General features: G+C 72.6%; 15 protein-coding genes and 1 pseudogene. 10 read left to right on the top strand and 6 right to left on the bottom strand.

What is annotated here, in order from left to right; genetic code table 11:
- Nucleotides 1–67: 67 nt before the first annotated feature.
- Nucleotides 68–1,108, bottom strand: a complete 1,041-nt coding sequence (locus OG904_RS29200; RefSeq protein ID WP_405496031.1) for an NUDIX domain-containing protein — start codon at nucleotides 1,106–1,108, stop codon at nucleotides 68–70.
- 235 nt (nucleotides 1,109–1,343) lie between these two features.
- Between OG904_RS29200 and OG904_RS29195 the strand changes: the two genes are divergently transcribed.
- The 10 genes and pseudogenes from OG904_RS29195 (at nucleotide 1,344) to OG904_RS29150 (ending at nucleotide 16,311) form a co-directional block, all read left to right on the top strand.
- Nucleotides 1,344–3,086: a VanW family protein gene (locus tag OG904_RS29195; RefSeq protein ID WP_405496029.1), complete on the top strand. Its 1,743-nt coding sequence runs from the start codon at nucleotides 1,344–1,346 to the stop codon at nucleotides 3,084–3,086.
- Nucleotides 3,087–3,353: 267 nt separating this feature from the next.
- Nucleotides 3,354–3,734: a hypothetical protein gene (locus OG904_RS29190; RefSeq protein WP_405496027.1), complete on the top strand. Its 381-nt coding sequence runs from the start codon at nucleotides 3,354–3,356 to the stop codon at nucleotides 3,732–3,734.
- A gap of 116 nt (nucleotides 3,735–3,850) precedes the next feature.
- A complete protein-coding gene (locus OG904_RS29185) occupies nucleotides 3,851–4,516 on the top strand; it encodes an NAD(P)-dependent oxidoreductase (protein WP_405496025.1) in 666 nt (221 codons plus the stop codon).
- A 107-nt stretch (nucleotides 4,517–4,623) separates the two neighbouring features.
- Nucleotides 4,624–5,064 (top strand): annotated as a pseudogene (locus OG904_RS29180) (RNA ligase family protein); the annotation flags it as partial.
- Nucleotides 5,065–5,136: 72 nt separating this feature from the next.
- A protein-coding gene (locus tag OG904_RS29175; protein ID WP_405496023.1) for an IS3 family transposase occupies nucleotides 5,137–6,374 on the top strand; the annotation gives its coding sequence in 2 pieces (ribosomal slippage) (nucleotides 5,137–5,467 and nucleotides 5,467–6,374; 1,239 coding nt in all).
- Between the two features lie 11 nt (nucleotides 6,375–6,385).
- Nucleotides 6,386–7,864, top strand: a complete 1,479-nt coding sequence (locus OG904_RS29170) for an AAA family ATPase (RefSeq protein ID WP_405496021.1) — start codon at nucleotides 6,386–6,388, stop codon at nucleotides 7,862–7,864.
- Nucleotides 7,864–10,839: a poly(A) polymerase gene (locus OG904_RS29165; protein WP_405496019.1), complete on the top strand. Its 2,976-nt coding sequence runs from the start codon at nucleotides 7,864–7,866 to the stop codon at nucleotides 10,837–10,839. The genes OG904_RS29170 and OG904_RS29165 overlap by 1 nt, the downstream gene beginning before the upstream one ends.
- Nucleotides 10,840–11,163: 324 nt before the next feature.
- Entirely contained in the window at nucleotides 11,164–13,350 is a 2,187-nt protein-coding gene (locus OG904_RS29160; RefSeq protein ID WP_405496017.1) for a discoidin domain-containing protein, read from the top strand.
- Between the two features lie 100 nt (nucleotides 13,351–13,450).
- Nucleotides 13,451–14,524: a DUF1996 domain-containing protein gene (locus OG904_RS29155; protein WP_405496015.1), complete on the top strand. Its 1,074-nt coding sequence runs from the start codon at nucleotides 13,451–13,453 to the stop codon at nucleotides 14,522–14,524.
- Between the two features lie 53 nt (nucleotides 14,525–14,577).
- Nucleotides 14,578–16,311, top strand: coding sequence for a discoidin domain-containing protein (locus tag OG904_RS29150; RefSeq protein WP_405496013.1), 1,734 nt, complete (start codon nucleotides 14,578–14,580; stop codon nucleotides 16,309–16,311).
- 62 nt (nucleotides 16,312–16,373) lie between these two features.
- On the opposite strand, the gene OG904_RS29145 is transcribed toward OG904_RS29150, so the two are convergent.
- The 5 genes from OG904_RS29145 to OG904_RS29125 all read right to left on the bottom strand — a co-directional run bounded on the left by OG904_RS29145 (nucleotide 16,374) and on the right by OG904_RS29125 (nucleotide 21,334).
- A complete protein-coding gene (locus OG904_RS29145; protein WP_405496011.1) occupies nucleotides 16,374–16,967 on the bottom strand; it encodes a hypothetical protein in 594 nt (197 codons plus the stop codon).
- A 50-nt stretch (nucleotides 16,968–17,017) separates the two neighbouring features.
- A complete protein-coding gene (locus OG904_RS29140) occupies nucleotides 17,018–17,935 on the bottom strand; it encodes an NADP-dependent oxidoreductase (protein WP_405498345.1) in 918 nt (305 codons plus the stop codon).
- 180 nt (nucleotides 17,936–18,115) lie between these two features.
- Nucleotides 18,116–19,495, bottom strand: coding sequence for a GH1 family beta-glucosidase (locus OG904_RS29135; protein ID WP_405496009.1), 1,380 nt, complete (start codon nucleotides 19,493–19,495; stop codon nucleotides 18,116–18,118).
- The gene (locus tag OG904_RS29130; protein ID WP_405496007.1) at nucleotides 19,492–20,370 is read right to left on the bottom strand and encodes a carbohydrate ABC transporter permease; all 879 of its coding nucleotides are present in this window, start codon (nucleotides 20,368–20,370) and stop codon (nucleotides 19,492–19,494) included. Before OG904_RS29130 ends, OG904_RS29135 begins: the two co-directional genes overlap by 4 nt.
- Nucleotides 20,363–21,334, bottom strand: a complete 972-nt coding sequence (locus tag OG904_RS29125) for a carbohydrate ABC transporter permease (RefSeq protein WP_405496005.1) — start codon at nucleotides 21,332–21,334, stop codon at nucleotides 20,363–20,365. The genes OG904_RS29130 and OG904_RS29125 overlap by 8 nt, the downstream gene beginning before the upstream one ends.
- Between the last annotated feature and the right edge of the window lie 6 nt (nucleotides 21,335–21,340).

Genomic DNA, 21,340 nt, shown 5'->3' with positions numbered 1-21,340 from the left:
GGGGCGGGGCGGGGCCGGGGTGGTGCCGGGGCATGGGCCGCGCGCCGGTCCGGGGCCCGGGCCGCGTTCACCAGCGGCAGCCCTCCGGCGGGAGCTCCGTCGGCGGGGTGCGGGGCGGGGCCGGGAGGGAGAGGTGGCCGCGGGCGGCGTGGACGGCCGCGAGTTCCTCCTGGCCCGCCGGGCCCCAGTCGCTGAGCTCGCGGACCTGTTCGGGGGTGGCCAGCAGCCGGGCGTACGCCGGGTCCGGGCCCGGGGGCAGCGCGGTGAGCCGGGCCGCGGTGCGCGGATGGGCGCCCTGGCCGGCGTACCGGTACCCGAGCGGGATCGCGCCCGTGGTCGGGCCCGCCGCCGGGGGTGGCAGGTGGGCCCTGCCGGTGGCCCGGGCGATGAGCAGCAGCACGCGCCCGTCGGGGGCGAAGAGCCAGCCCGCGGCGTCCCGCAGCGGCAGGTGCGCGGGGGGCGGGCCCGTGTGCCAGGTGCCGTGCTGCGGGTCGCGGCGGCTGCGCAGGACGCCGAGCCGGTCCAGGGCGGTGGGGGTGGTGGGGCGGCCCTCCTCGAGCAAGGCGGTGCCGCCGCCGTTGATCCGGGCCCGCAGGGCGGACAGTGCGCGGCGGGCGTCGCCCGCGTCCATCAGGGCGGGCAGCTCGGCCGGCTCGGCGAAGTGGATCCCGGTGATCTCCTGTGCGGGGAGGCGGACGGATGCGATCCGCTCCCGGGTCCAGGTACCGCCGTCGAAGACGTGCAGGATCTCGCCGGGGAAGCGCATCCCGGGCGGCATCCCGGGCGTATCGGCGGGGATCCAGTCGACGGCGAGGCCGCGCGGGTAGTGGCCCTCGATGCCGAGCTCCTCGTACATCTCGCGGGCGGCCGCCGCGGCCGGGGCCTCGCCCGCGTCCACCGCGCCGCCGGGCAGCAGCCGGTCGGGGCGGTAGTCGACGCTCTGGACCAGGACGCGCCCGTCGGCGTCGGTGACCAGGACGACCGCGCCGGTCCAGAGCGAGGCGCGCGAGGCCCCGTACGCCTCCGGGGTCATCCACGTGCCCGGATCCGCGGCCGCCGGGCCGCCGCCCTGATCCTCGGTCACGGCCTCGTCGGTCAGCTGCGGCATCGGCTTCCATTCACCGTAGGGGCATTCACCGTGGGGGCGTCCACCGTGGGCGGACCCGCCGCCTGTGCAACAGCGCGGACGGCCCCCGGGTTACGGAGATCGACACTTCCGCCCTTTGCCACCCCTATACCTCCTTATTACCTGGTTACACGGATCTTGCTACGTTCCCCGGGCGGGCTGGCGGCGTGGAAACCGCCGGTCCGACCACGTCACCGGAGCGAGGAGAGACCCAGGCATGCGACGCGCACCACGTACGGGCACCCGGGCGGCCACCGGCAAGCGGTGGACCGTCCCGGGAGCCGCGGGCGTGGCCAGCGGCGCCGCGGCCCTCGGCTTCGGCGGGCTGTACGCGGCGGGCCTGCTGCTGGCCGGCGACGAGGTCGCCGCCGGCACGAAGGTGCGCGGCATCGACATAGGCGGCATGAGCCGCGCCGAGGCCCGCCAGACCCTGGACCGCGGCCTGGGCCCGTCCGCCGCGGCCCCGCTGGGGCTGCGGATCGGGGAGCGCACCGAGCGGGCCCAGCCGGCGACGCTCGGACTGTCCCTGGACACCGGTGCCACCGCCGACCGGGCGGCCCGCTCCGGCTCCGGCCCGCTCACCGTGATCGGCCGGCTGTTCTCCTCCGGCGATCCCGACGTGGAGCCGGTGGTCCGGCTCGACGAGAAGGCCGCGCGCACCGCCCTGGACGGCATCGGCAAGAAGGCCCGGCAGGAGGCCAGGGAAGGCTCGGTGGTCTTCGAGAAGGGCGAGGCCAAGGCGGTGGCCCCGGTCACCGGCAGCGCCCTCGACGTCGACGGCTCCCTCGAGGTGCTGCGCTCCGCCTACCCCCGGGCCGCGGACGAGCCCGTCGGGCTACCCGTCCGGCGCTCGGAGCCCCGGATAGGGCAGCAGGAGACGGAGCGGGTGCTGACGGAGCTCGCGCGCCCGGCGGTGTCCGCGCCCGTCACCCTCACGGTGAGCGGCAAGCGCATACCCGTCGGCCCGGCCGTCCTCGCCAAGCACCTCAGCTTCAAGGACGACGGCCAGCGCCGTCTCGCGCCCGGCCTCGACGCCGAGGCGCTGCTCGCCGACCCCGAACTGGCCGGCCCGCTGCGCCGGGCCGCACCCGGCCCGGTCGAGGCGAAGCTGCGCACCGACTCCGCCGGCCGCGTCTCGGTGGCCGAGGAGGGCCGCGCCGGACGCCGGGTCAGCGAGGCGGGTCTCACCGCCGCGGTGCTCCCGCTGCTGACGCGGACGGGCGCGGCGGAGCGCACGGGCGAGGTGCCCACGGAAGAGGTCGGGCCGAAGCTGTCCGCGAGCACGGTCGGGCAGCTGGGCGTCAAGGAGAAGGTGTCCTCGTTCACGGTCGACTTCGAGAAGGCCCCGTACCGTACGACGAACATCGGGCGGGCCGCCGAGCTGATCAACGGCTCGCTCGTGCTGCCCGACGAGACGTGGAGCTTCAACCGCCGCGTCGGCGAGCGCACGGAGGAGAACGGCTTCGTCGACGGCCTGATCATCAACAACGGCCAGTACGAGAAGGCCTCGGGCGGCGGTGTCTCGGCGGTCGCCACCACCGTCTTCAACGCGATGTTCTTCGCGGGCGTCAAACCCGTTGAGTACGGAGCGCACTCCTTCTACATCGAGCGCTATCCGGAGGGCCGCGAGGCCACCGTCGCCTGGGGCAGCCTGGACCTGCGTTTCGCCAACGACTCGGGCAAGGCGCTCTACATCCAGGCCGAGGCCACCGACACCTCGATCACCATCACCTTCCTGGGGACGAAGCGGTACGACGAGATCCGCGCGGCCAAGGGCCCGCGCACCAACGTCAAACCGCCCGCCACGCGCACGGACACCGGCCCGAAGTGCGAACCGCAGTCCCCGCTGGAGGGCTTCGAGGTCGCCGTCGACAGGGTGTTCGTGAAGGGCGGACAGGAGGTCAAGCGGGAGACGATGAAGACCCGCTACACACCCAGGGACAGCGTGACCTGCGGCTGAGCGGCCGGGTGCCGGGACCACCCGTGCGGGTGAGCGCGTGCGGAGGTGCGGGTCCGCGTGGGGCAGGGTGGGCGGATGGAGTTTCGCCGGGGACCGTGGTTGCCCCTGATCGTTGTCGCACTGGCCATGACGGCCGGGTGTGTCACCGTGCACCCGACCGGTCCGGGGAGCGGGCCCGGGTCGGGGTCGGGGTCGGGGTCGGGGTCGGGGTCGGGGTCGGGGGCGGGGTCGGTTTCAGGTCCTGGGTCCGGGTACGCCCCGCGGCCGGTGCCGACGCAGATGTGGACGGCCGCGCCCCGACCGGCCGTCGAGGCCGCGCCGCTGGGCACGCTGCCCCCGGTCGCACCGGATCCGGCTGCGGGAGCGGAGGCGGCTGCCGATCCCGGCGGTGCGGCGGCCGCGCCCGACGCACCCGCGCCCGCGCCCGGCGGTGCTGAGTGGGGCAGGGCGAAGCAGGGCGCGCCGCGGCACCGGCCGGAGCGGCCCCGGCGCACCGGCCCGGGGAGAGCCGCGGCCGCACCCGCCGCCGCCCCGGCGGCGCAGACCCGTGGGCCCCGGCCCGCGCCGAACCGTACGTACGACATGGCACCGCTGTGCGCGGCGGCCCGCGGGACGGTGGACCCGGCCATCGTCGCGCTGTGTCACTGACCGGAGGCCGCTGACCGCGTGGCGCTGCCGGGCGCGGGAGGCCGGATTCGCTTGGATGGGCCCGGCGGACCCCGACCGGGGTCCCCCCCCCCAGCCTCCACCCCACAGGAGTCGCCATGGCGAAGATCGCTCTCTTCGGCGCGACCGGCACCATCGGATCCCGGGTGCTGCACGAAGCACTCGGGCGCGGGCACCAGGTCACGGCCGTCGTACGCGATCCCGCGCACTTCTCCGAGTCCGAAGCCAGCGTCGCCGACGTCGCCGTCGTACGCGGCAACGTCCTCGACCCCGCGTCCGTGACCCAGGCGGCGGCCGGGCAGGACGTGGTGGTGAGCGCCTTCGGGCCGGGCTCCGGTGACCCCGGCGCCCTCGTCAGCGCCGCCAAATCGCTGATCGGCGGCGTACAAGCGCTGGGCGCGGACGGGCCCCGGCCGCGCGTGGTCACCGTCGGCGGCGCGGGCTCGCTGCGCACCCCCGGCGGGCCGATGGTGTGGGACGAGGCCGGGATCCCGGAGCCGATCCTCGCCGTCATGCACGCCCACGGGGACGCGCTCGACTTCCTGCGGACCGTCCCGGTGGACGAGGTCCACTGGACCAACCTCAGCCCGGCCGCACGGATCGAGCCGGGCACGCGGACGGGGACGTACCGGCTGGGGCTCGACGACCTGGTCGTGGACGACGCCGGACGCAGTCTGATCTCCACGGAGGACTACGCCGTCGCGCTGGTGGACGAGATCGAGCGCGACGCGCACGCGGGCAGGCGGTTCACCATCGGCTACTGAGCACCACCCGGCCCGGCCGGGGCCCCCGGCGCCGATATTCGCTGGTCCGACCGCATGCCGCCTACCTACAGTGACCGGGCACCAACCCCGTCGAGCAGGAGCGGACCATGCGCACCCACTACCCCCGGACCCCGCATCTGCCGTGGTCCCCGGGCGCGACCTCCGACGACGTGCGGACCACCGGGCCCGGCGCGCTGGCCGGGCAGGAGGTCGTGGTCACCGAGAAGCTCGACGGGGAGAACACCACCCTCTACGCCGACGGCCTGCACGCCCGGTCCCTCGACTCGGGCCACCACCCGTCGCGGGCCTGGGTGAAGGGCCTGCAGAGCCGTATCGGCCCCGGGATCCCGGCGGGTTCGCGGGTGTGCGGCGAGAACGTGTACGCGCGCCACTCGCTCGCCTACGAGGAACTCGACTCGTGGTTCTACGGGTTCTCGGTGTGGGACGGCGACCGCTGCCTGGACTGGGACCGTACCGTGCGCTTCCTGCACGGCCTCGGCGTGCCCGGACCGCGCGTGCTCTGGCGGGGCGTCTTCGACGAACGGGCGGGGCCTCCCCCTGAGTGGTGGACACGCTGATACTGGATCTTGATTGATCCGGAGGAAGCGAGAAGACCACCGATGGCTCTGAAGGACTATTCGGACGAGTTCAAGGCAGATGCAGTGGCCCTGTACGAGTCCACGCCCGGTGCGACGTACAAGGGCATTGCCGCTGACCTGGGCGTCAACCGGGCGACCCTGCGGGAGTGGGTACTGCGGGACCGCGAACGCCGTGGCGGCACCGCCGCTGCTGTGATGCAGGCCGCCGGCCACGGGGCGGCGGTGTCGCCCAGTGATCCGGACGAGCGGGTCCGGCGGCTGGAGGCCAGGGTGGCCGAGCTCGAGGCCAGTGAGCGCAAGCTCGCCACCGAGCGGGACATACTCCGCAAGGCGGCCAAGTATTTCGCCGGAGAGACGAACTGGTGACCAGCCGCTTCCAGTTCGTTGACGACCACCGGGCCACCTATGAGGTGAAGCGGCTCTGCCAGGTCCTGGACGTCAACCGGTCCAGCTACTACAAATGGCTCGCCGGCGCCCAGGCCCGGGCCGCCCGGCACCGCGATGACCAGGTCCTGGCCGGGGAGATCCGCAAGGTCCACAGCGAGTCCGGTGGCGCTTACGGCTCACCACGCGTGACCGCCGAGCTCCGCGAGAAGGGGCATGTGGTCAACGAGAAGCGGGTCGCCCGGGTCATGAGGACGCACTCCGTCACCGGCATCCGGCTGCGCAGACGCGTCCGCACCACCGTCCCCGACCCGTCGACCACACCGGTCGCAGACCTGTTCCAGCGAGACTTCACCGCCCCTGAGCCCGGGCGGAAATACATGGGCGACATCACCTATCTCCCGCTCGCGGGAGGGAAGTTCCTCTACCTCGCGACCGTGCTGGACTGCTTCAGCCGCAAGGTCGTGGGCTGGTCCATCGCCGACCACATGCGCACCGGCCTGGTCGCCGACGCACTGCGGATGGCCGGCTCGACCCGCGGCAGCCTGGACGGCGCCGTGTTCCACTCGGACCACGGCGCCCAGTACGGTTCCCGGGCCTACGCCAGCCTCTGCGACCAGCTCGGGGTGACCCGTTCCATGGGCGCGGTCGGCACCAGCGCCGACAACGCGGCCTGCGAAAGCTTCCACGCCTCCCTGAAACGCGAGACCCTCCAAGGAGACCCCGACTACGGCGATGCCGACACCTGCCGCCGAACCGTCTTCGCCTGGCTGACCCGCTACAACACCCGCCGCCGGCACTCCGCCAACGGCCACCTCAGTCCCGACGAATACGAACGCCGACACCACGCCGCTAGACTCACCCTCGCCGCGTGATCAATAACCGCGTGCCCACCTTCTTGGGGGAAGGCCCGGCCCTGCGCGGGCTCCGGCTCGACACGACCCGGCAAGAGGGCTACGTGGTCCGCACGGTGGCGGGCTTCGACCGGGCCGACTTCGGCCGGTACGTGGCCAAGTGGGTGCGGGGCGGCCACGTGCGGACGGACACTCACTGGATGTACGCGCAGGTGGTGGCGAACGGCCTCGGGCCGACGGCCGCGCTGTGGGACGTACGGTCGGGGGCGGAGCCGGACACGGCCGGACTGCTGCGCGCCGTGGGCGCGGAGGATGCGGTGGATGCGGTGGCGGCGGCCGGCACCGAGGAGACCGTCGCCGAAGTGGCGGGCCGCATCGACGGGTTGGACGTCCGCCGGTCCGGCGAGGAGCGGCTGGCCGGACTGCTGGCGGCCGCGCTGCACGGAGTACCGCGGTCCGCACTCGCGGGGCGGCTGGCGCCCGGGCCGCTCGGGATGGCCACCGCACGGCGGGTCGCGGACCTGGTCGGGCTGTACCCGGCGCTGCGCAGGCCGTTCCCCTACCCGGACGCGGAGCGGCGGGCCGGGCTGGTGCGGATGGCGGAGGCGGCCGACCTGGGGGTGCTGCACGCGCTGGCGGGGGCGGTCCGCGGGGGCTCCGAGGGGGCCGCCGGAGCCATCGAGTGCGTCGAGTGGTCCGCCCTGCACGCCGAGGAGGCGGGCCTGCTCGGGACCGGTCCGCTGGAACCGCTGCGGGGCGGCCTTCGCGAGGCACTGGCGGCGGCCGGCCTCGGCGACGGCGATGGCGACCGCTCCCGCGACGGCTCCGGCTCCGGCTCCGGCGATGTGGCCGACCGCTGCTGGGCCGAGGCGCGCGAGGCGTACGGGCAGGGCAGGCTGACCGGCGCCGAGGAGGCGGTGGCGGCGACCTGGCGGTGGCGGGACGGCTCCTTCCCGCGGCTGGTGCAGCTCTGCGGGCCCTCGGGCAGCGGGAAGAGCACGTACGCCCGGAACCTGCCCGGGGTGGAGACGTACATCGTTCTGGACGATCTGCGCACGGCGCGGGGTTCCCGTGCGAACCAGCGGGACAACGCGGACGTGCTCCGCGAGGGCCTGGACCGCCTGGACTCCGCGCTGGCCGCGGCCGCGGGACGCGGGGGCACGGTGGTGTGGGACGCGACCTCGCTCACGGGGCAGCAGCGCGGGCTGGCCGGCGCGGTCGCCCGGCGGCGCGACGCACTGGTCACCCACGCGGTGGTACTGGTCGGGGACACGGAGCTGCTGCGCCGCAACGCCACGCACGCGCATCCCGTACCGGCGCAGGTGCTGACCTCCCAACTGCACCGGTTCACTCCCCCGTATCCGGGTGAGGCGCACCGCACTTGGTACATCGGGGCGGGCGGAACCGTGGAGGACACGGCCGGCACGATCGCCCCGCCGATGCCGATGCCGATGCCTACGCCTACGCCGATACGGGCTACGGCGGCGACGACTAGCGAGGACCACCGCTGATGCGCACCAGCGAGGAGCTCTACCACCAGGTCCGCTGGGACTCCCGTTTCGACCCGGCCCGGTTCACCCTGGGGCTGCTGCAGCGCGGGGCGGCGCCGAAGCGGGTCCCGCTGCCGTCGTTCGTGCCCGGGGGCGACATCCCCTGGCACCGGGTGCTGTTCGTGGAGGCCGACGGGGAACTGGTCTGGGACCGGGCGACGGGTGTCGACACCATCGACAGCACCTCGGCCGGCCGCGTCCACGATCCGAGGCTGCTGCGGGCACCGTTCTTCACGGCGCGGACCCCGTACGCGTGGGACCCGGCGGACGACGGTGCGTGGCGGCGGGCACCGGAGGCCGAAACGCGAACCCAAGGACCCGCACACATCAGGCTGTTGACCTGGAACACGCTCTGGGACCGCTACGACTCCCCGCTCATCGCCACCGCACGGCGCAGGCCGTTGCTGCTGGCCGACCTGGCGGCGGCCGATGCCGACGTGATCGCCCTCCAGGAGGTGGAACGGGAGCTGCTCCACCTGCTCCTCGCCGAGCCGTGGGTGCGGGCCGGGTACACGATCGCCGCAGATCCCGACGGGCGGGAGGTGGCGGAGAACGGACTGCTGGTGCTGAGCCGGCTGCCGGTGCGGGAGGCGGGCGTCCACGCACTCGGTCCGCACAAGGCGGTGGTCGCCGTGACGGTGGACACCGCGGGCGGGCCGCTGGTGATCGCGGCCACCCACCTGACGAGCGACCACACGGAGCGCGGACACGACCGGCGGGCCGTCGAACTCACCCGTCTCGCGGAGGGGTTGGCCGGAATCGAGGCGGGCGATGTGACCCTGCTCGGCGACTTCAACGACGGCCGCTCGGGAGCCGGGGGTCCGGCGGCGGCGTTGGGGCTGCGGGACGCGTGGAACGACGCGCACGGGGCGGACGACCGGACGCCGACCTTCGATCCGGTGGCCAATCCGCTCGCGGCGGTGGGATCGCTGTCGGGACTGGCCGGGCGCATCGACCGGATCCTCCTGCGATCGGCCCGGGCCCGCGTGGCGCAGGCCGGACTCCGCGGCAACTCCCCTTCCCCGGACGGACTGTTCATCTCGGACCACTACGGGGTCGAGGTCACGCTGGACTTCGGCCCGGCGGCGGACGGGCCCGGCGGCTCCGGCGCGGTCGGGGCCGGCGGTTCCGGCGCGGACGGGCCCGGCGATTCCGGCACGGACGCCGCCCACCGGCACGCGGTGCTGGACGCTCCGGCGACCGCGCGGACGGCCCTGGCATGGCTGGCACCGCCCGACGCGGCGGTGGATGCACTGCGCCAGGAGCACGATCCGCAGGCGGAGCGCTGGCCCGCGCACGTGAACCTGCTGTTCGGCTTCGTCCCGGAGTCCTCCTTCGGCGCGGCGCTGCCCCTGCTGGCCGAAGCGGCCTCGCGGACGGCTGCGTTCACGGCGCGGCTGGACGGCGTGCACAGTTTCGGCCCGACCCTGTGGCTCGACCCGGCGGCGTCCGGCGAAGCCCCGTGGCAGGAGCTGCGGCGGGCGCTGACGGCCCGGTTCCCGGGCTGCCGGGGCCGGGGCGAGGGCTACACCCCGCACCTGACGCTGGGCCGCAGTGCCGATCCCGTCCGTGCGGAGCGGCGCTTCGCGGCGCGGCTGGGCGGTGGCCGGCCGGCCCGGGTGGGCTCGCTCGCCGTCCTGTCCCGGCGCGGGGACGGCCCGATGGAGGTCCGGGCGACGGTGGAGCTGGGCACCGGGCGGATCCGCTGGGCACCGGAACCGCTCCGCCCCGAGGCCGCTATGGCGGCCGGCGCCGAGTCGGTCACGGCCCGGATCGCGGCCGCGCTGCCCGAGGGGGTCGTACACGTGGCCGGCTCGCGGCGGATGGGCTGCGCCCTGCCGGACGCCGACCTGGACCTGGTGGCGGCGCTGCCCGGCGCCGCCTCCACCGCGGAGGTGCGGGCGCGGATCGCCTCGGCGCTGCCGGAGGCGGAGGGGCTCCGCGAGGTGACGGGAGCGCGGGTGCCGGGGCTGCGGCTGCGCGTGGCCGGGCTGGACGTGGACCTGGTGCTGGTCGCCACCGGACCGGTGCCCCCCGACGGGGCGGTGGCCCGGCGTGCGCGGATCGGCGAGGCCGCGGCGGTGGCGCTGAGCGCGGTGAGCGACGCCGATGCGGTACGGGAGTTCGCGGGCCCGGAGCGGGCGGCGGCGTTCGCCCGGCTGGCGCGCGAGGTCAAGGTCTGGGCGCGGTCCCGGGGTCTGGATTCGGCGCCGTTCGGCGGTCTGCCTGGCCTGGCCTGGGCCGTTCTGGCAGCGCACACGGTCCGCGCCGCCCCCGACCTCTCCCCCGGCCCCCTGCTCCGTACCTTCTTCGCCACCTGGGCCGCCTGGGACTGGCGCGCGCCGGTGACCCTGTCCCCGGCCCCGGACCCCACGTCCGCGGCCACCACCGGAGCGGACCCGGCACCGGCACCGGCACCGGCACCGGCTTCGTATGCGACCGCGGGCCCGGTGAGCGGCGCGGGGGCCGTCACCGTGTTGACCCCCTCCGCTCCGGTCCGCAGCTGCACCACCCAAGTCGGTGCAGGGACGGCCGACTTGCTGGCGCGGGAGTTGTACGCCGCGTGGGAGGTACTGGAGGAGGACTCCGCGCGGGAGCTCCCCGCCGCCCGTCCGCCCCTGCACCGCAGGCACGCCGCCTGGGCCGTCGTCACGGTGACGGGGGCCCGGCCCGGGGAGTTCGAGGAGAACCTCGGCCGGACGCGCGGCCGGCTCCGCTCCCTGCTCGGCGCCCTGGAGGAGGCGGGCTGTTCGCAGGCGCACGCCTGGCCCCGCCCCTACGAGCGGACCGCGACCCTGGCCCGCTACGCGATCGGCCTCGGCTCGACGCCGCCGGACGCGACCGCCCTGGCCCGGCTCGGCGACCCCTGGTCGGCGACGGTCCCCGGCACTGAGGTGACCTGGGCGGCCGGGGGCGATGTCCCCGACCTCTCCTGACGACAAGTAACGAACACAGCGCACCAGTTGCCCACTCATCGGGCCCCACTCTCCGAACGCGCCGAAGATTCCCGACCTGGCTCCGTCCCGCCACAGCGGGCACGGCGAGACGGAGCGGTCAGAGCATCAGTAGAGTTCCGTGAAGTTTTTTCGTCAATACTTTTCACAAGGATTGAATAAACTCCAAGTTCACAGGCCTGATGCGTGTTTGACACCTCATTGGATCTTCAGTTCATGAACGTTCAAACCCTTGACGGCCTCCGCGCAGGGCAGTTCACTCACGCTTCGATCCCCCCGGATCCACAACGTCAGGAGTAGCCCCGCATGCCCCTCCTCTCCGATCACCCGCCGCGCCCACCGCGGCACACCCGTCCTTCACGGCTGACCGTCGCGTCCCTCGCCGCCGTACTCGTCGCGGCCCTCCTCGTGCTCCTCCCGAGCACCGCCGCCACCGCGGCGCCCACGCTCCTCTCCCAGGGCAAGCCCGCCACCGCCTCCTCCACCGAGGGCGCCGGCACACCCGCCTCCGCGGCCGTCGACGGCGACAACGGCACGCGCTGGTCCAGCCAGTTCGCCGACCCGCAGTGGATACAGGTCGACCTCGGCGCCGCCGCACAGCTGAGCCAGGTCGTCCTGCGCTGGGAGACCGCGGCCGCGAAGGCGTACCGCGTCGAGCTCTCCACGGACGGCACCAACTGGTCGACGGCCTACTCCACGGCCAACTCCACCGGCGGGGTCCAGACCCACGACATCACCGGCACCGCCCGCTACGTCCGCGTGTACGGCACCCAGCGGACCACCGGATACGGGTACTCGCTCTGGGAGTTCCAGGTGTACGGGACCACCGGCGGCACCGGCCCGCAGCTGCCCGGCGGCGGTGACCTCGGCCCCAACGTGATCGTCTTCGATCCGTCCACCCCGAACATCCAGGCCAGGCTGGACCAGGTCTTCGCGCAGCAGGAGTCGGCCCAGTTCGGCTCCGGGCGCTACCAGTTCCTCTTCAAGCCGGGCACCTACAACGGTCTGAACGCCCAGATCGGCTTCTACACCTCGATCTCCGGACTCGGCCTCAACCCCGACGACACCACCATCAACGGTGACGTGACCGTCGACGCCGGCTGGTTCGGCGGCAACGCCACCCAGAACTTCTGGCGTTCGGCCGAGAACCTGGCGCTCAACCCGGTCAACGGCACCGACCGCTGGGCCGTCTCGCAGGCCGCGCCGTTCCGCCGGATGCACGTCAAGGGCGGCCTCAACCTGGCCCCGTCCGGCTACGGCTGGTCCTCGGGCGGCTTCATCGCCGACTCCAAGATCGACGGCCAGGTCGGCAACTACTCGCAGCAGCAGTGGTACACCCGTGACAGCTCCATCGGCGGCTGGTCCAACGGGGTCTGGAACCAGGTCTTCTCCGGCACCGTGGGAGCACCCTCGCAGAGCTTCCCGGAGCCGCGCTACACCACGCTCGACACCACCCCGGTCTCCCGCGAGAAGCCCTTCCTCTACCTGGACGGCTCCGAGTACAAGGTGTTCGTCCCGGCCAAGCGCGTGAACGCGCGCGGCACCTCCTGGGGCAACGGCACCCCGCAGGGCACCTCGATCCCGCTCAGCCAGTTCTACGTGGTCAAGCCGGGCACCAGCGCCGCCACGATGAACCAGGCGCTGGCCCAGGGCCTGCACCTGCTGCTCACCCCGGGCGTCTACCACGTCGACCAGCCCGTCCAGGTCAACCGTGCCGACACGGTCGTCCTGGGCCTCGGCCTGGCCACCATCGTCCCGGACAACGGGGTGACGGCGATGAAGGTCGCCGACGTCGACGGCGTCAAGCTCGCCGGTTTCCTGATCGACGCGGGCCAGGTCAACTCCCCCAGCCTGCTGGAGGTCGGCCCGGCCGGCACCACCACGGACCACGGGGCGAACCCGACCACCGTCCAGGACGTCTTCATCCGGGTCGGCGGCGCCGGCGCGGGCAAGGCCACGGCCGGCATGGTCATCAACAACCACGACACGATCGTCGACCACACCTGGATCTGGCGCGCCGACCACGGCGACGGGGTGGGCTGGGAGACCAACCGCTCCGACTACGGGTTCCGCGTCAACGGTGACGACGTACTGGCCACGGGTCTGTTCGTCGAGCACTTCAACAAGTACGACGTGGAGTGGAACGGCGAGCGCGGCCGCACGATCTTCTTCCAGAACGAGAAGTCGTACGACGCCCCCAACCAGGCCGCCGTCCAGAACGGTTCGGTCAAGGGCTTCGCCGCCTACAAGGTCGCCGACTCGGTCAGCACCCACGAGGGATGGGGCCTGGGCAGCTACTGCTACTACAACGTCGACCCGACGATCCGTCAGGACCACGGCTTCGAGGTCCCGGTGAAGCCCGGCGTGAAGTTCCACGACCTCCTCGTCGTCTCGCTCGGCGGCAACGGCCAGTACGAGCACGTCGTCAACAGCACGGGCGCGGCGACCTCGGGTACGTCGACCACCCCGTCCACCGTCGTCTCTTTCCCCTGATCACCCCCTGACCCCCGGTTCGCGGGGCGGCCACCGGCCGCCCCGCGTTTTCCAGGACATCCGAGAGAGCGCTCTCCCACCCCCCAGAAGGAGCTGAACGATGAATCTCCGACCGCGGGCCCTGTCCGCCTTCCTGGTCTCGGCGGCCATCGCCGTGACCGCCGCCGCCGGTCTCGGCGCCACCGCGCTCACCGCGCAGGCCACGCCCGACCCCGGCAACGTCCACATGAACATGGACCACTCCGCCGTGGCCGCGATCGCCGGGGGCGACGACCCCGACGGTGACGGCTACATCCCGGCCGTTCCGCAGGTCACCGGCGTGACCCCGTCCTGGAACAACCCGCCGGACCGCTACTTCCACGAGTTCCAGGCCAACTGTTCGGTCAGCAGGACCGCCCCGGACGACCCGATCGTGTTCGCGGGCCGGCCCGGCGCCTCGCACGACCACACCTTCATGGGCAACACCGGCACGGACGCCAACAGCACCACCGCCTCGCTGAGCGCGGGCGGCACGGCCTGCAACGCGGTCGGCGACCTGTCCGGCTACTGGATGCCCTCGCTCTTCAACGGCAACCAGAAGATCCTCCCCACCGGCCCGCAGGTCATCTACTACAAGACGGGCGTGACCGACTACACGAGCGTGCGCCCCTTCCCCAAGGGCCTGCGGTTCGTCGTCGGCAGCCCGACCCAGACGGCGGCCGAGTTCCGCGGCCACAAGGGCTGGGTCGAGGGCTGGGAGTGCGGCGAGAGCTTCAAGAACACCGAGTTCCCCGCGAACTGCCCGGCCGGCAGCCAGCTCAACATCCGCATGCAGTCCCCCAGTTGCTGGGACGGCAAGAACCTGGACACCCCGGACCACAAGGCGCACATGGCCTACCCGGTGGTGAAGCCCGGCAACAACGACAACGTCTGCCCCGCCGACCACCCGGTCGCGGTCCCGATGGTCGAGTTCAAGATGGCCTTCCCGGTCAGCGGTGACATGTCCCAGGTCAGGCTCTCCAGCGGGTCCGGCCACTCGTTCCACTACGACTTCTTCAACGCCTGGGACGACCGGACCCTGAACGCCCTGGTCGAGCACTGCATCAAGGGCGGGCTCCAGTGCAACGCCCGCGGATACGACGAGACCCACCCGGCCGCCGGCGCCGTACTCGGCCCCGACTACCGCCTCCCGTAACGGATCCCCGCACCCGCATCCGCACCCCCACACCCTCCCAAGGAGGTTCCTGCATGCTCTCCCGCATGCGCTGCACCGTCGCCACCGCCGCCCTGCTCGCGGGCGCCGTCACCCTCGTCCCCGCGGGCCCGGCGCAAGCCGCCGGCAGCGTGGTCAAGGTGACCGGCTCCCAGGGCAACTGGCAGCTGACCGTGAACGGTTCTCCGTACCTCGTCAAAGGCGTCACCTGGGGCCCCTCCCCGGCCGACGCCGCACGCCTGCTCCCCGACGTGAAGTCGCTGGGCGCCAACACCATCCGCACCTGGGGCACCGACGGGAGCAGCGCCCAGCTGTTCGACGCCGCCGCCGCGAACAACATCAAGGTGGTGGCCGGTTTCTGGCTCCAGCCCGGCGGCGGTCCGGGCAGCGGCGGCTGCACGAACTACGTCACGGACACGACGTACAAGAACAACATGCTGACCGAGTTCACCAAGTGGGTGCAGACCTACCGCGACAACCCGGCCGTGCTGATGTGGAACGTCGGCAACGAGTCGGTGCTCGGCCTGCAGAACTGCTACGGCGGCGCGGAGCTGGAGAACCAGCGCAACGCGTACACGACGTTCGTCAACGACGTGGCGAAGGCCATCCACCGCATCGACGCCAACCACCCGGTCACCTCCACCGACGCGTGGGTGGGCGCCTGGACGTACTACAAGCGCAACTCGCCCGACCTGGACCTCTACGCGGTCAACTCCTACAAGGAGGTCTGCGGGGTCAAGCAGGCCTGGGAGCAGGGTGGTTACACCAAGCCCTACATCATCACGGAGACGGGGCCGGCGGGTGAGTGGGAGGTGCCGAACGATGCGAACGGCGTCCCGCTGGAGCCCGGAGACCAGGCCAAGGCGGACGGCTACACCAACGCCTGGAACTGCGTCACGGGCCACCGGGGGGTGGCACTGGGCGCGACGGTCTTCCATTACGGCACCGAGTACGACTTCGGCGGGCACTGGTTCAACCTGACCCCGGCGGGCGAGCGCCGCAAGATGTACTACGCGGTCAAGCGCGCGTACGGGGGCGGCACGGCCGGTGACAACCTGCCGCCGACCGTCTCCGTTCCGTCCGTCCCCGACCCGGGCGCCGTCCCGGCCGGCAAGGAGGTGACGATCCAGGCTCCCGCGACCGACCCCGAGGGCGACCAGCTCGCGTACGAGGTCCTCTGGGGCAGCAAGTACGTGGACGGGGACAACGGGCTGATCTCCGTCCCGTCGACGAACCTGGGCAACGGCACGCTCAAGGTCACGGCCCCGGCGAAGACCGGCGCGTGGAAGCTCTACGTCAAGGTGAAGGACGGCCGGGGCAACGTGGGTGTCGAGCAGCGCTCGGTGAAGGTGGTACCGCCGCCGGTGTCGGGTACGAACGTGGCCCTGAACCGGCCGACGACCGCCTCCACCTACCAGAACGACGGGTACGGCGGCTGCCCCTGCGGTCCGCAGTTGGCCACGGACGGCAACGACACCACCCGCTGGGCCAGCACGTGGTCTGACGCCCAGTGGCTCCAGGTCGACCTGGGATCGGTGAAGCAGCTGAAGCACGCACAGCTGGTGTGGGAGACGGCGTACGGGAAGGCGTACACCATCCAGGTGTCCGACGACGGCCAGAACTGGCGGACCGCGTACGCCACTTCGACCGGCGACGGCGGCATCGACGACTTCGACGTCTCGGCGTCGGGCCGGTACGTGCGCCTCGCCCTGACCCAGCGGGGCACCGGTTACGGCTACTCCCTGTTCCACTTCGGCGTCTACGCCTGATCCCCGGCCCGACGCTCCGCACGCTCCGCGCGCCGCCCGAACCTGACCCGGGCGGCGCGCGGTCACGTCTGGTGGGCGGGGACGGAATGCGCGCCCGGGACGGCGCGCAGGCTCCACCAGACCGAGCCCATCAGCAGGACGCCGGGGGTGATGCCCGAGACGGCCGCGATGACGGGCAGGCCGAGGCCGGCGGCGGCCATGACCAGGCCGAGGGCGCCGCAGAGGGACAGGGCCGCGGCCAGCCGGTTCAGCGAGGGCATCGACCAGACGGCGGCGAGGCCGAAGAAGTGCGCGCCGACGACCAGGGCGATCCACGGGACGCTGGCGTCGGGGACGTGCAGGACCGGGTTGAGGGCGAGGAGGCCGCCCAGCCCGGCCACCACCTCGGCAGCCACGACGAGGCGGTAGCCGCGCCCGAAGCGGCGCGGCGCGGTGTCCGCCCCCGCATCCCCGGCGTCTCCCGGGAGGTCTGCGGCGTCACCCTCGGCCGCGACCCCGCGCAGCCTGCGGATCCCGAAGAAGAGCACGAGGACCGCGGCGATCGCGAGGCCGCGCAGCGGGACGCCGACGCCTGCGGGCAGGGCGCCGGCGTTGGCCACTATGAAGACGAGTCCGAAGAGGGCTCCGACGAGCCTGGCGGTCTGATGTGATCTCACGACGGACAGTCTCACAGATGTGGATCTTCGAACGACAGCGGCGGGCTCGGTCAGAGCTCGACGACGATCTTGCCCGCCGTGTGTCCGGCCTGGCTGAGCTCGAAGGCGGCCGCCAGGTCGGACAGCGGGAAGGTCTCGGCGACCGTGACGGTGAGTTTTCCGGCGTCGGCCAGACCGCCGAGCTCGGCGAGGTCGGCTCCGACGGGGCGGACCCACATCCACTGGCCCCCGGCGCCGAGCACGGTGTGGTCGGCGATGGACGCGTGCCGGCCGCCTTCGGCCAGTACTTCCAGGGTGGTGTCCAGGACTCCCCCGACGAAGTCGGCGACGACGGTGACCCCGTCGGGAGCCAGGGCGCGGACCCGGTCCGCGAGTCCGTCCCCGTACTCGACGGGTTCGCAGCCGAGCTCGCGCAGCCGGTCGTGGTTGCGCGCGGAGGCGGTGCCGATGACCCGGGCTCCGAGGGCGCGGGCGATCTGGACGCCGAGGGAGCCGACGCCGCCCGCGGCGCCGTGCACGAGGACGGTGTCGTCCTTGCCCGTGTCCAGGCGCGTCAGCAGCTGGTACGCGGTGAGGCCGGCCAGGGGCAGTCCCGCGGCCTGCTCCCAGCTCAGGGATACGGGCTTGGGCGCGAGGGCCCGTACGGGCACGGTGACGAACTCGGCGAAGGTGCCCCCGTGCACGTAGTCCTTGCGGGCGTAGGCCATGACCTCGTCGCCGGCCGTGAACTCGGGGGTGTCGATGCCGGCGTACTCCACGGTCCCGGCCACGTCCCAGCCGGGCACGACCGGGTACACGACGTCCATGAGCCCGTCGAGTCCGCCCGCCATGATCTTCCAGTCGACGGGGTTGACGGAGGCGTACCGGACCCGCACGAGGACCTCGCCGGGGCCGACCTTGGGCACGGGGACCCGGGTCTCGGAGAGCACCTCCGTCCCGCCGTACGTCCCGTACGTCATCGCCCGCATGGTGCCCTCTGCGTGTTCGGACATCGCCCTCGCCTCTCCGTGAACCGGTGGTGTCCGGTGTCTGCCCCTTCTCCATCCCACCACGAAAGGCCGCGCCCGCCCGGGGAGGACGGGCGGGCGCGGCGCGGCGGAGCGGACCGGCGGGGAGGCGGAGCGCGGGAGGGAGGCGGGAGGCGGTGCCTAGAGCTCGCGGTGGGCGGCGATCACGTCCGCGTAGTGGCGTCCGCTGCTCTTGACCGTGCGCACCTGGGTGTCGTAGTCCACGTGGACCAGCCCGAAGCGCTTGTCGAAGCCGTAGGCCCATTCGAAGTTGTCGAGGAGGGACCAGGCGTAGTAGCCGGCCAGTGGTGCGCCGCGGCGGGCCGCGCGGGCGCAGGCGGCCAGGTGGGCCGTCAGGTACGCGGTGCGCTCGGGGTCGTGGACGCTGCCGTCGGGGGCGACGGTGTCGGGGTACGAGGAGCCGTTCTCGGTGATGAGGATGCGCCGGGCCCCGTACTCCCCGGTCAGCCGCATGATCAGGGCCTCCAGGCCGTCGGCGTCGACCTCCCAGTCCATGCCCGTGCGCGGGACGTCCGGGCGGTCGATCATCCGGGCGTAGGGGGCGGGGCCGTGCGGGTCGGCGGTGACCACCTGCGGGAAGTAGTAGTTGAGGCCGATCCAGTCCAGCGGGGCGGCGATGGTTTCGAGGTCGCCGGGCTGCTCGGGGAGGTCGACTCCGTACACCTCCCGCATGTCGGCGGGAAAGCCGCGGCCGTGGACCGGGTCGAGCCACCAGCGGTTGACGTGGCCGTCCATCCGGCGGGCGGCGGCGCGGTCGGAGTCGCTGTCGGTGGCGGGCTCGACGGTGGAGAGGTTGTTGACGATGCCGATCTGCGCGCCGGGTGCTGCGGCACGGATGGCCTGCGCGGCCAGGCCGTGGCCGAGCAGCAGGTGGTAGGAGGCGCGGACGGCGGCGGTGAGGTCGGTCCAGCCGGGGGCCATCTTGCCCTCCAGGTGGCCGATCCATGCCGAGCAGAGCGGCTCGTTGAGGGTCGCCCACTGGGTGACGCGGTCGCCGAGGCGTTCCGCGACGACGCCCGCGTACGCGGCGAAGTGGTCGGCGGTGGCCCGCTCGGGCCAGCCGCCCCGGTCCTGGAGGGCCTGCGGCAGGTCCCAGTGGTAGAGGGTGACGGAGGGTTCGATGCCGGCGGCGAGCAGACCGTCGATCAACCGGTCGTAGAAGTCCAGGCCCTTGGCGTTGACCGGGCCGTCGCCGCCGGGCACCACGCGCGGCCAGGCGACGGAGAGCCGGTAGGCGTTGGTGCCCAGCCCGCGCATCAGGTCGATGTCCTCGCGCCAGCGGTGGTAGTGGTCGCAGGCGGTGTCGCCGGTGTGCCCGCCGTCGATGGCGCCGGGGACGCGGGTGAAGGTGTCCCAGATCGAGGGGGCGCGGCCGTCCTCGGCCACGGCGCCCTCGATCTGGTAGGCGGAGGTGGCGGTGCCCCAGACGAAGTCGCGCGGGAGCGCGGCGAGGTCGATCGAGTCGCGGGCGGTTTCGAAACGGGTTTCGGAAAGGGTCATTTGACGGCTCCTGCCGTGAGTCCGGCCACCAAGTACCTCTGCAGCAGCAGGAATCCGGCGACGACGGGGATGCTGACGACGAGCGAGGCGGCCATGATCTGGTTCCAGTACACGTCGTTCTGCGTGGAGTAGCCCTGCAGGCCGACGGCGAGGGTCCGGGTGGCGTCGTTCGTCATGACGGAGGCGAAGAGCACTTCGCCCCAGGCGGTCATGAACGCGTAGACGGCCACGGCGACGATGCCGGGTACGGCGGCCGGGATCACGACGCGGAAGAGCGCGCCGAGGGGACCGCAGCCGTCCACCGTGGCGGCCTCGTCGAGGTCGCGGGGTACCGAGTCGAAGTACCCGATGAGCATCCAGATGGAGAAGGGGAGGGAGAAGGTGAGGTAGGTGAGGATCAGCCCGCCCCGCGATCCGTACAGCGCGATCCCGGTGGTGTTGCCGATGTTCACGAAGATCAGGAACAGCGGGAGCAGGAAGAGGATCCCGGGGAACATCTGGGTGGAGAGCACGGTCACCGTGAACAGGCGCTTGCCGCGGAAGCGGTAGCGGCTGACGGCGTAGGCCGCGAAGACGGCGATGACGACGGAGCAGGCCGTCGCGGCCCCCGCCACGATCAGGGAGTTCACGAAGTACTTCGCGAGCGGAACGGTGTGCCAGATGTCGATGTAGGGGCGGACGGTGAGCCCGCTGGGTATCCAGCGGAACTGCCCGGCCACGTCCTTGAGGGGTTTGAGCGAGCTGGCGACCATCACGTAGACGGGCAGCGCGACGAAGCCGGCCAGCAGGGTGAGGAAGACCGCGCGGATGACCTTGAACGACACCGGCGGGTCGAGCGGGGACTTCGTACGGGGGCGGCGGCTGTGGTCAGGCATCGGCTTCCCTCCGTCCCCGCGTCGTGACGAACAGGTAGGCGGCGGTGACCAGCAGCAGGAAGAGCAGCAGCAGGACGGACATGGCCGAGCCGGTGCCGAAGTTCCAGGTGACGAAGCTGGACTGGTAGATGTGGATGGAGATGAGGTCGGCCGCCACCGGGGCCGATTTGCCGAACAGCACGAACGGCGTGTTGAAGTCGTTGAAGGTCCACAGGAACAGCACCAGGATCAGTACCTGGTTGACGGCGCCGACCGAGGGCAGCGTGATCCGGCGGATCTGCTGCCAGATGCCGGCCCCGTCCAGCGCGGCCGCCTCGTAGAGGTCCTTGGGGATGTTCTGGAGCGCGGCCATCACGATGAGGAAGGCGAACGGCCAGCCCTTCCAGACGGACACGGTCAGCAGGGCCCAGAAGCTGTTGTCGCCCAGCAACCAGAAGGTGTGCTGTGCGCCGCCGAGGCCCAGCTGGTCGTGGATGACGTGGTTCACCAGGCCGTTGTCCCGCTGGAACATGAACGCCCAGGTGATGACGGCCGCGTAGCCGGGCAGCGCGTAGGGGATCAGGAACAGGCCGCGCAGGAGTCCGCGGCCGCGGAAGGTCTCCTGCATGAACACGGCGGTGGCGGTGCCGAGGAACCAGCACAGGGCCACCGACAGCAGCGTGAACAGACAGGTGGTGAAGAAGGAGTTGAGCAGCGCCTCGCCGACGGGCTTGTCGATGTCCACGGCGAGGCTGTAGTTGTCGAAGCCCGACCAGGGGGCGCTGGACCAGTCCCGGATGAAGAACTGGGTCAGCTTCCGGAAGCTCATCACGATGCCCATCACCATCGGCACGAGGTGGATGAGCAGTTCGAAGAGCAGGGCGGGCAGGAGCAGGAGGTAGGGCAGGGCGGCGCGGCGCAGGCGCCCGGTGCGGCGTACGCGGGCAGTGGTACGCCGCACCCTTCCCGCCGTGGCGGAAGTCATGGACGG

This window comes from Streptomyces sp. NBC_00096 (genome assembly GCF_045041305.1).
Lineage (GTDB): Bacteria > Actinomycetota > Actinomycetes > Streptomycetales > Streptomycetaceae > Streptomyces.
This window is presented reverse-complemented; position numbering and strand designations above follow the sequence as displayed.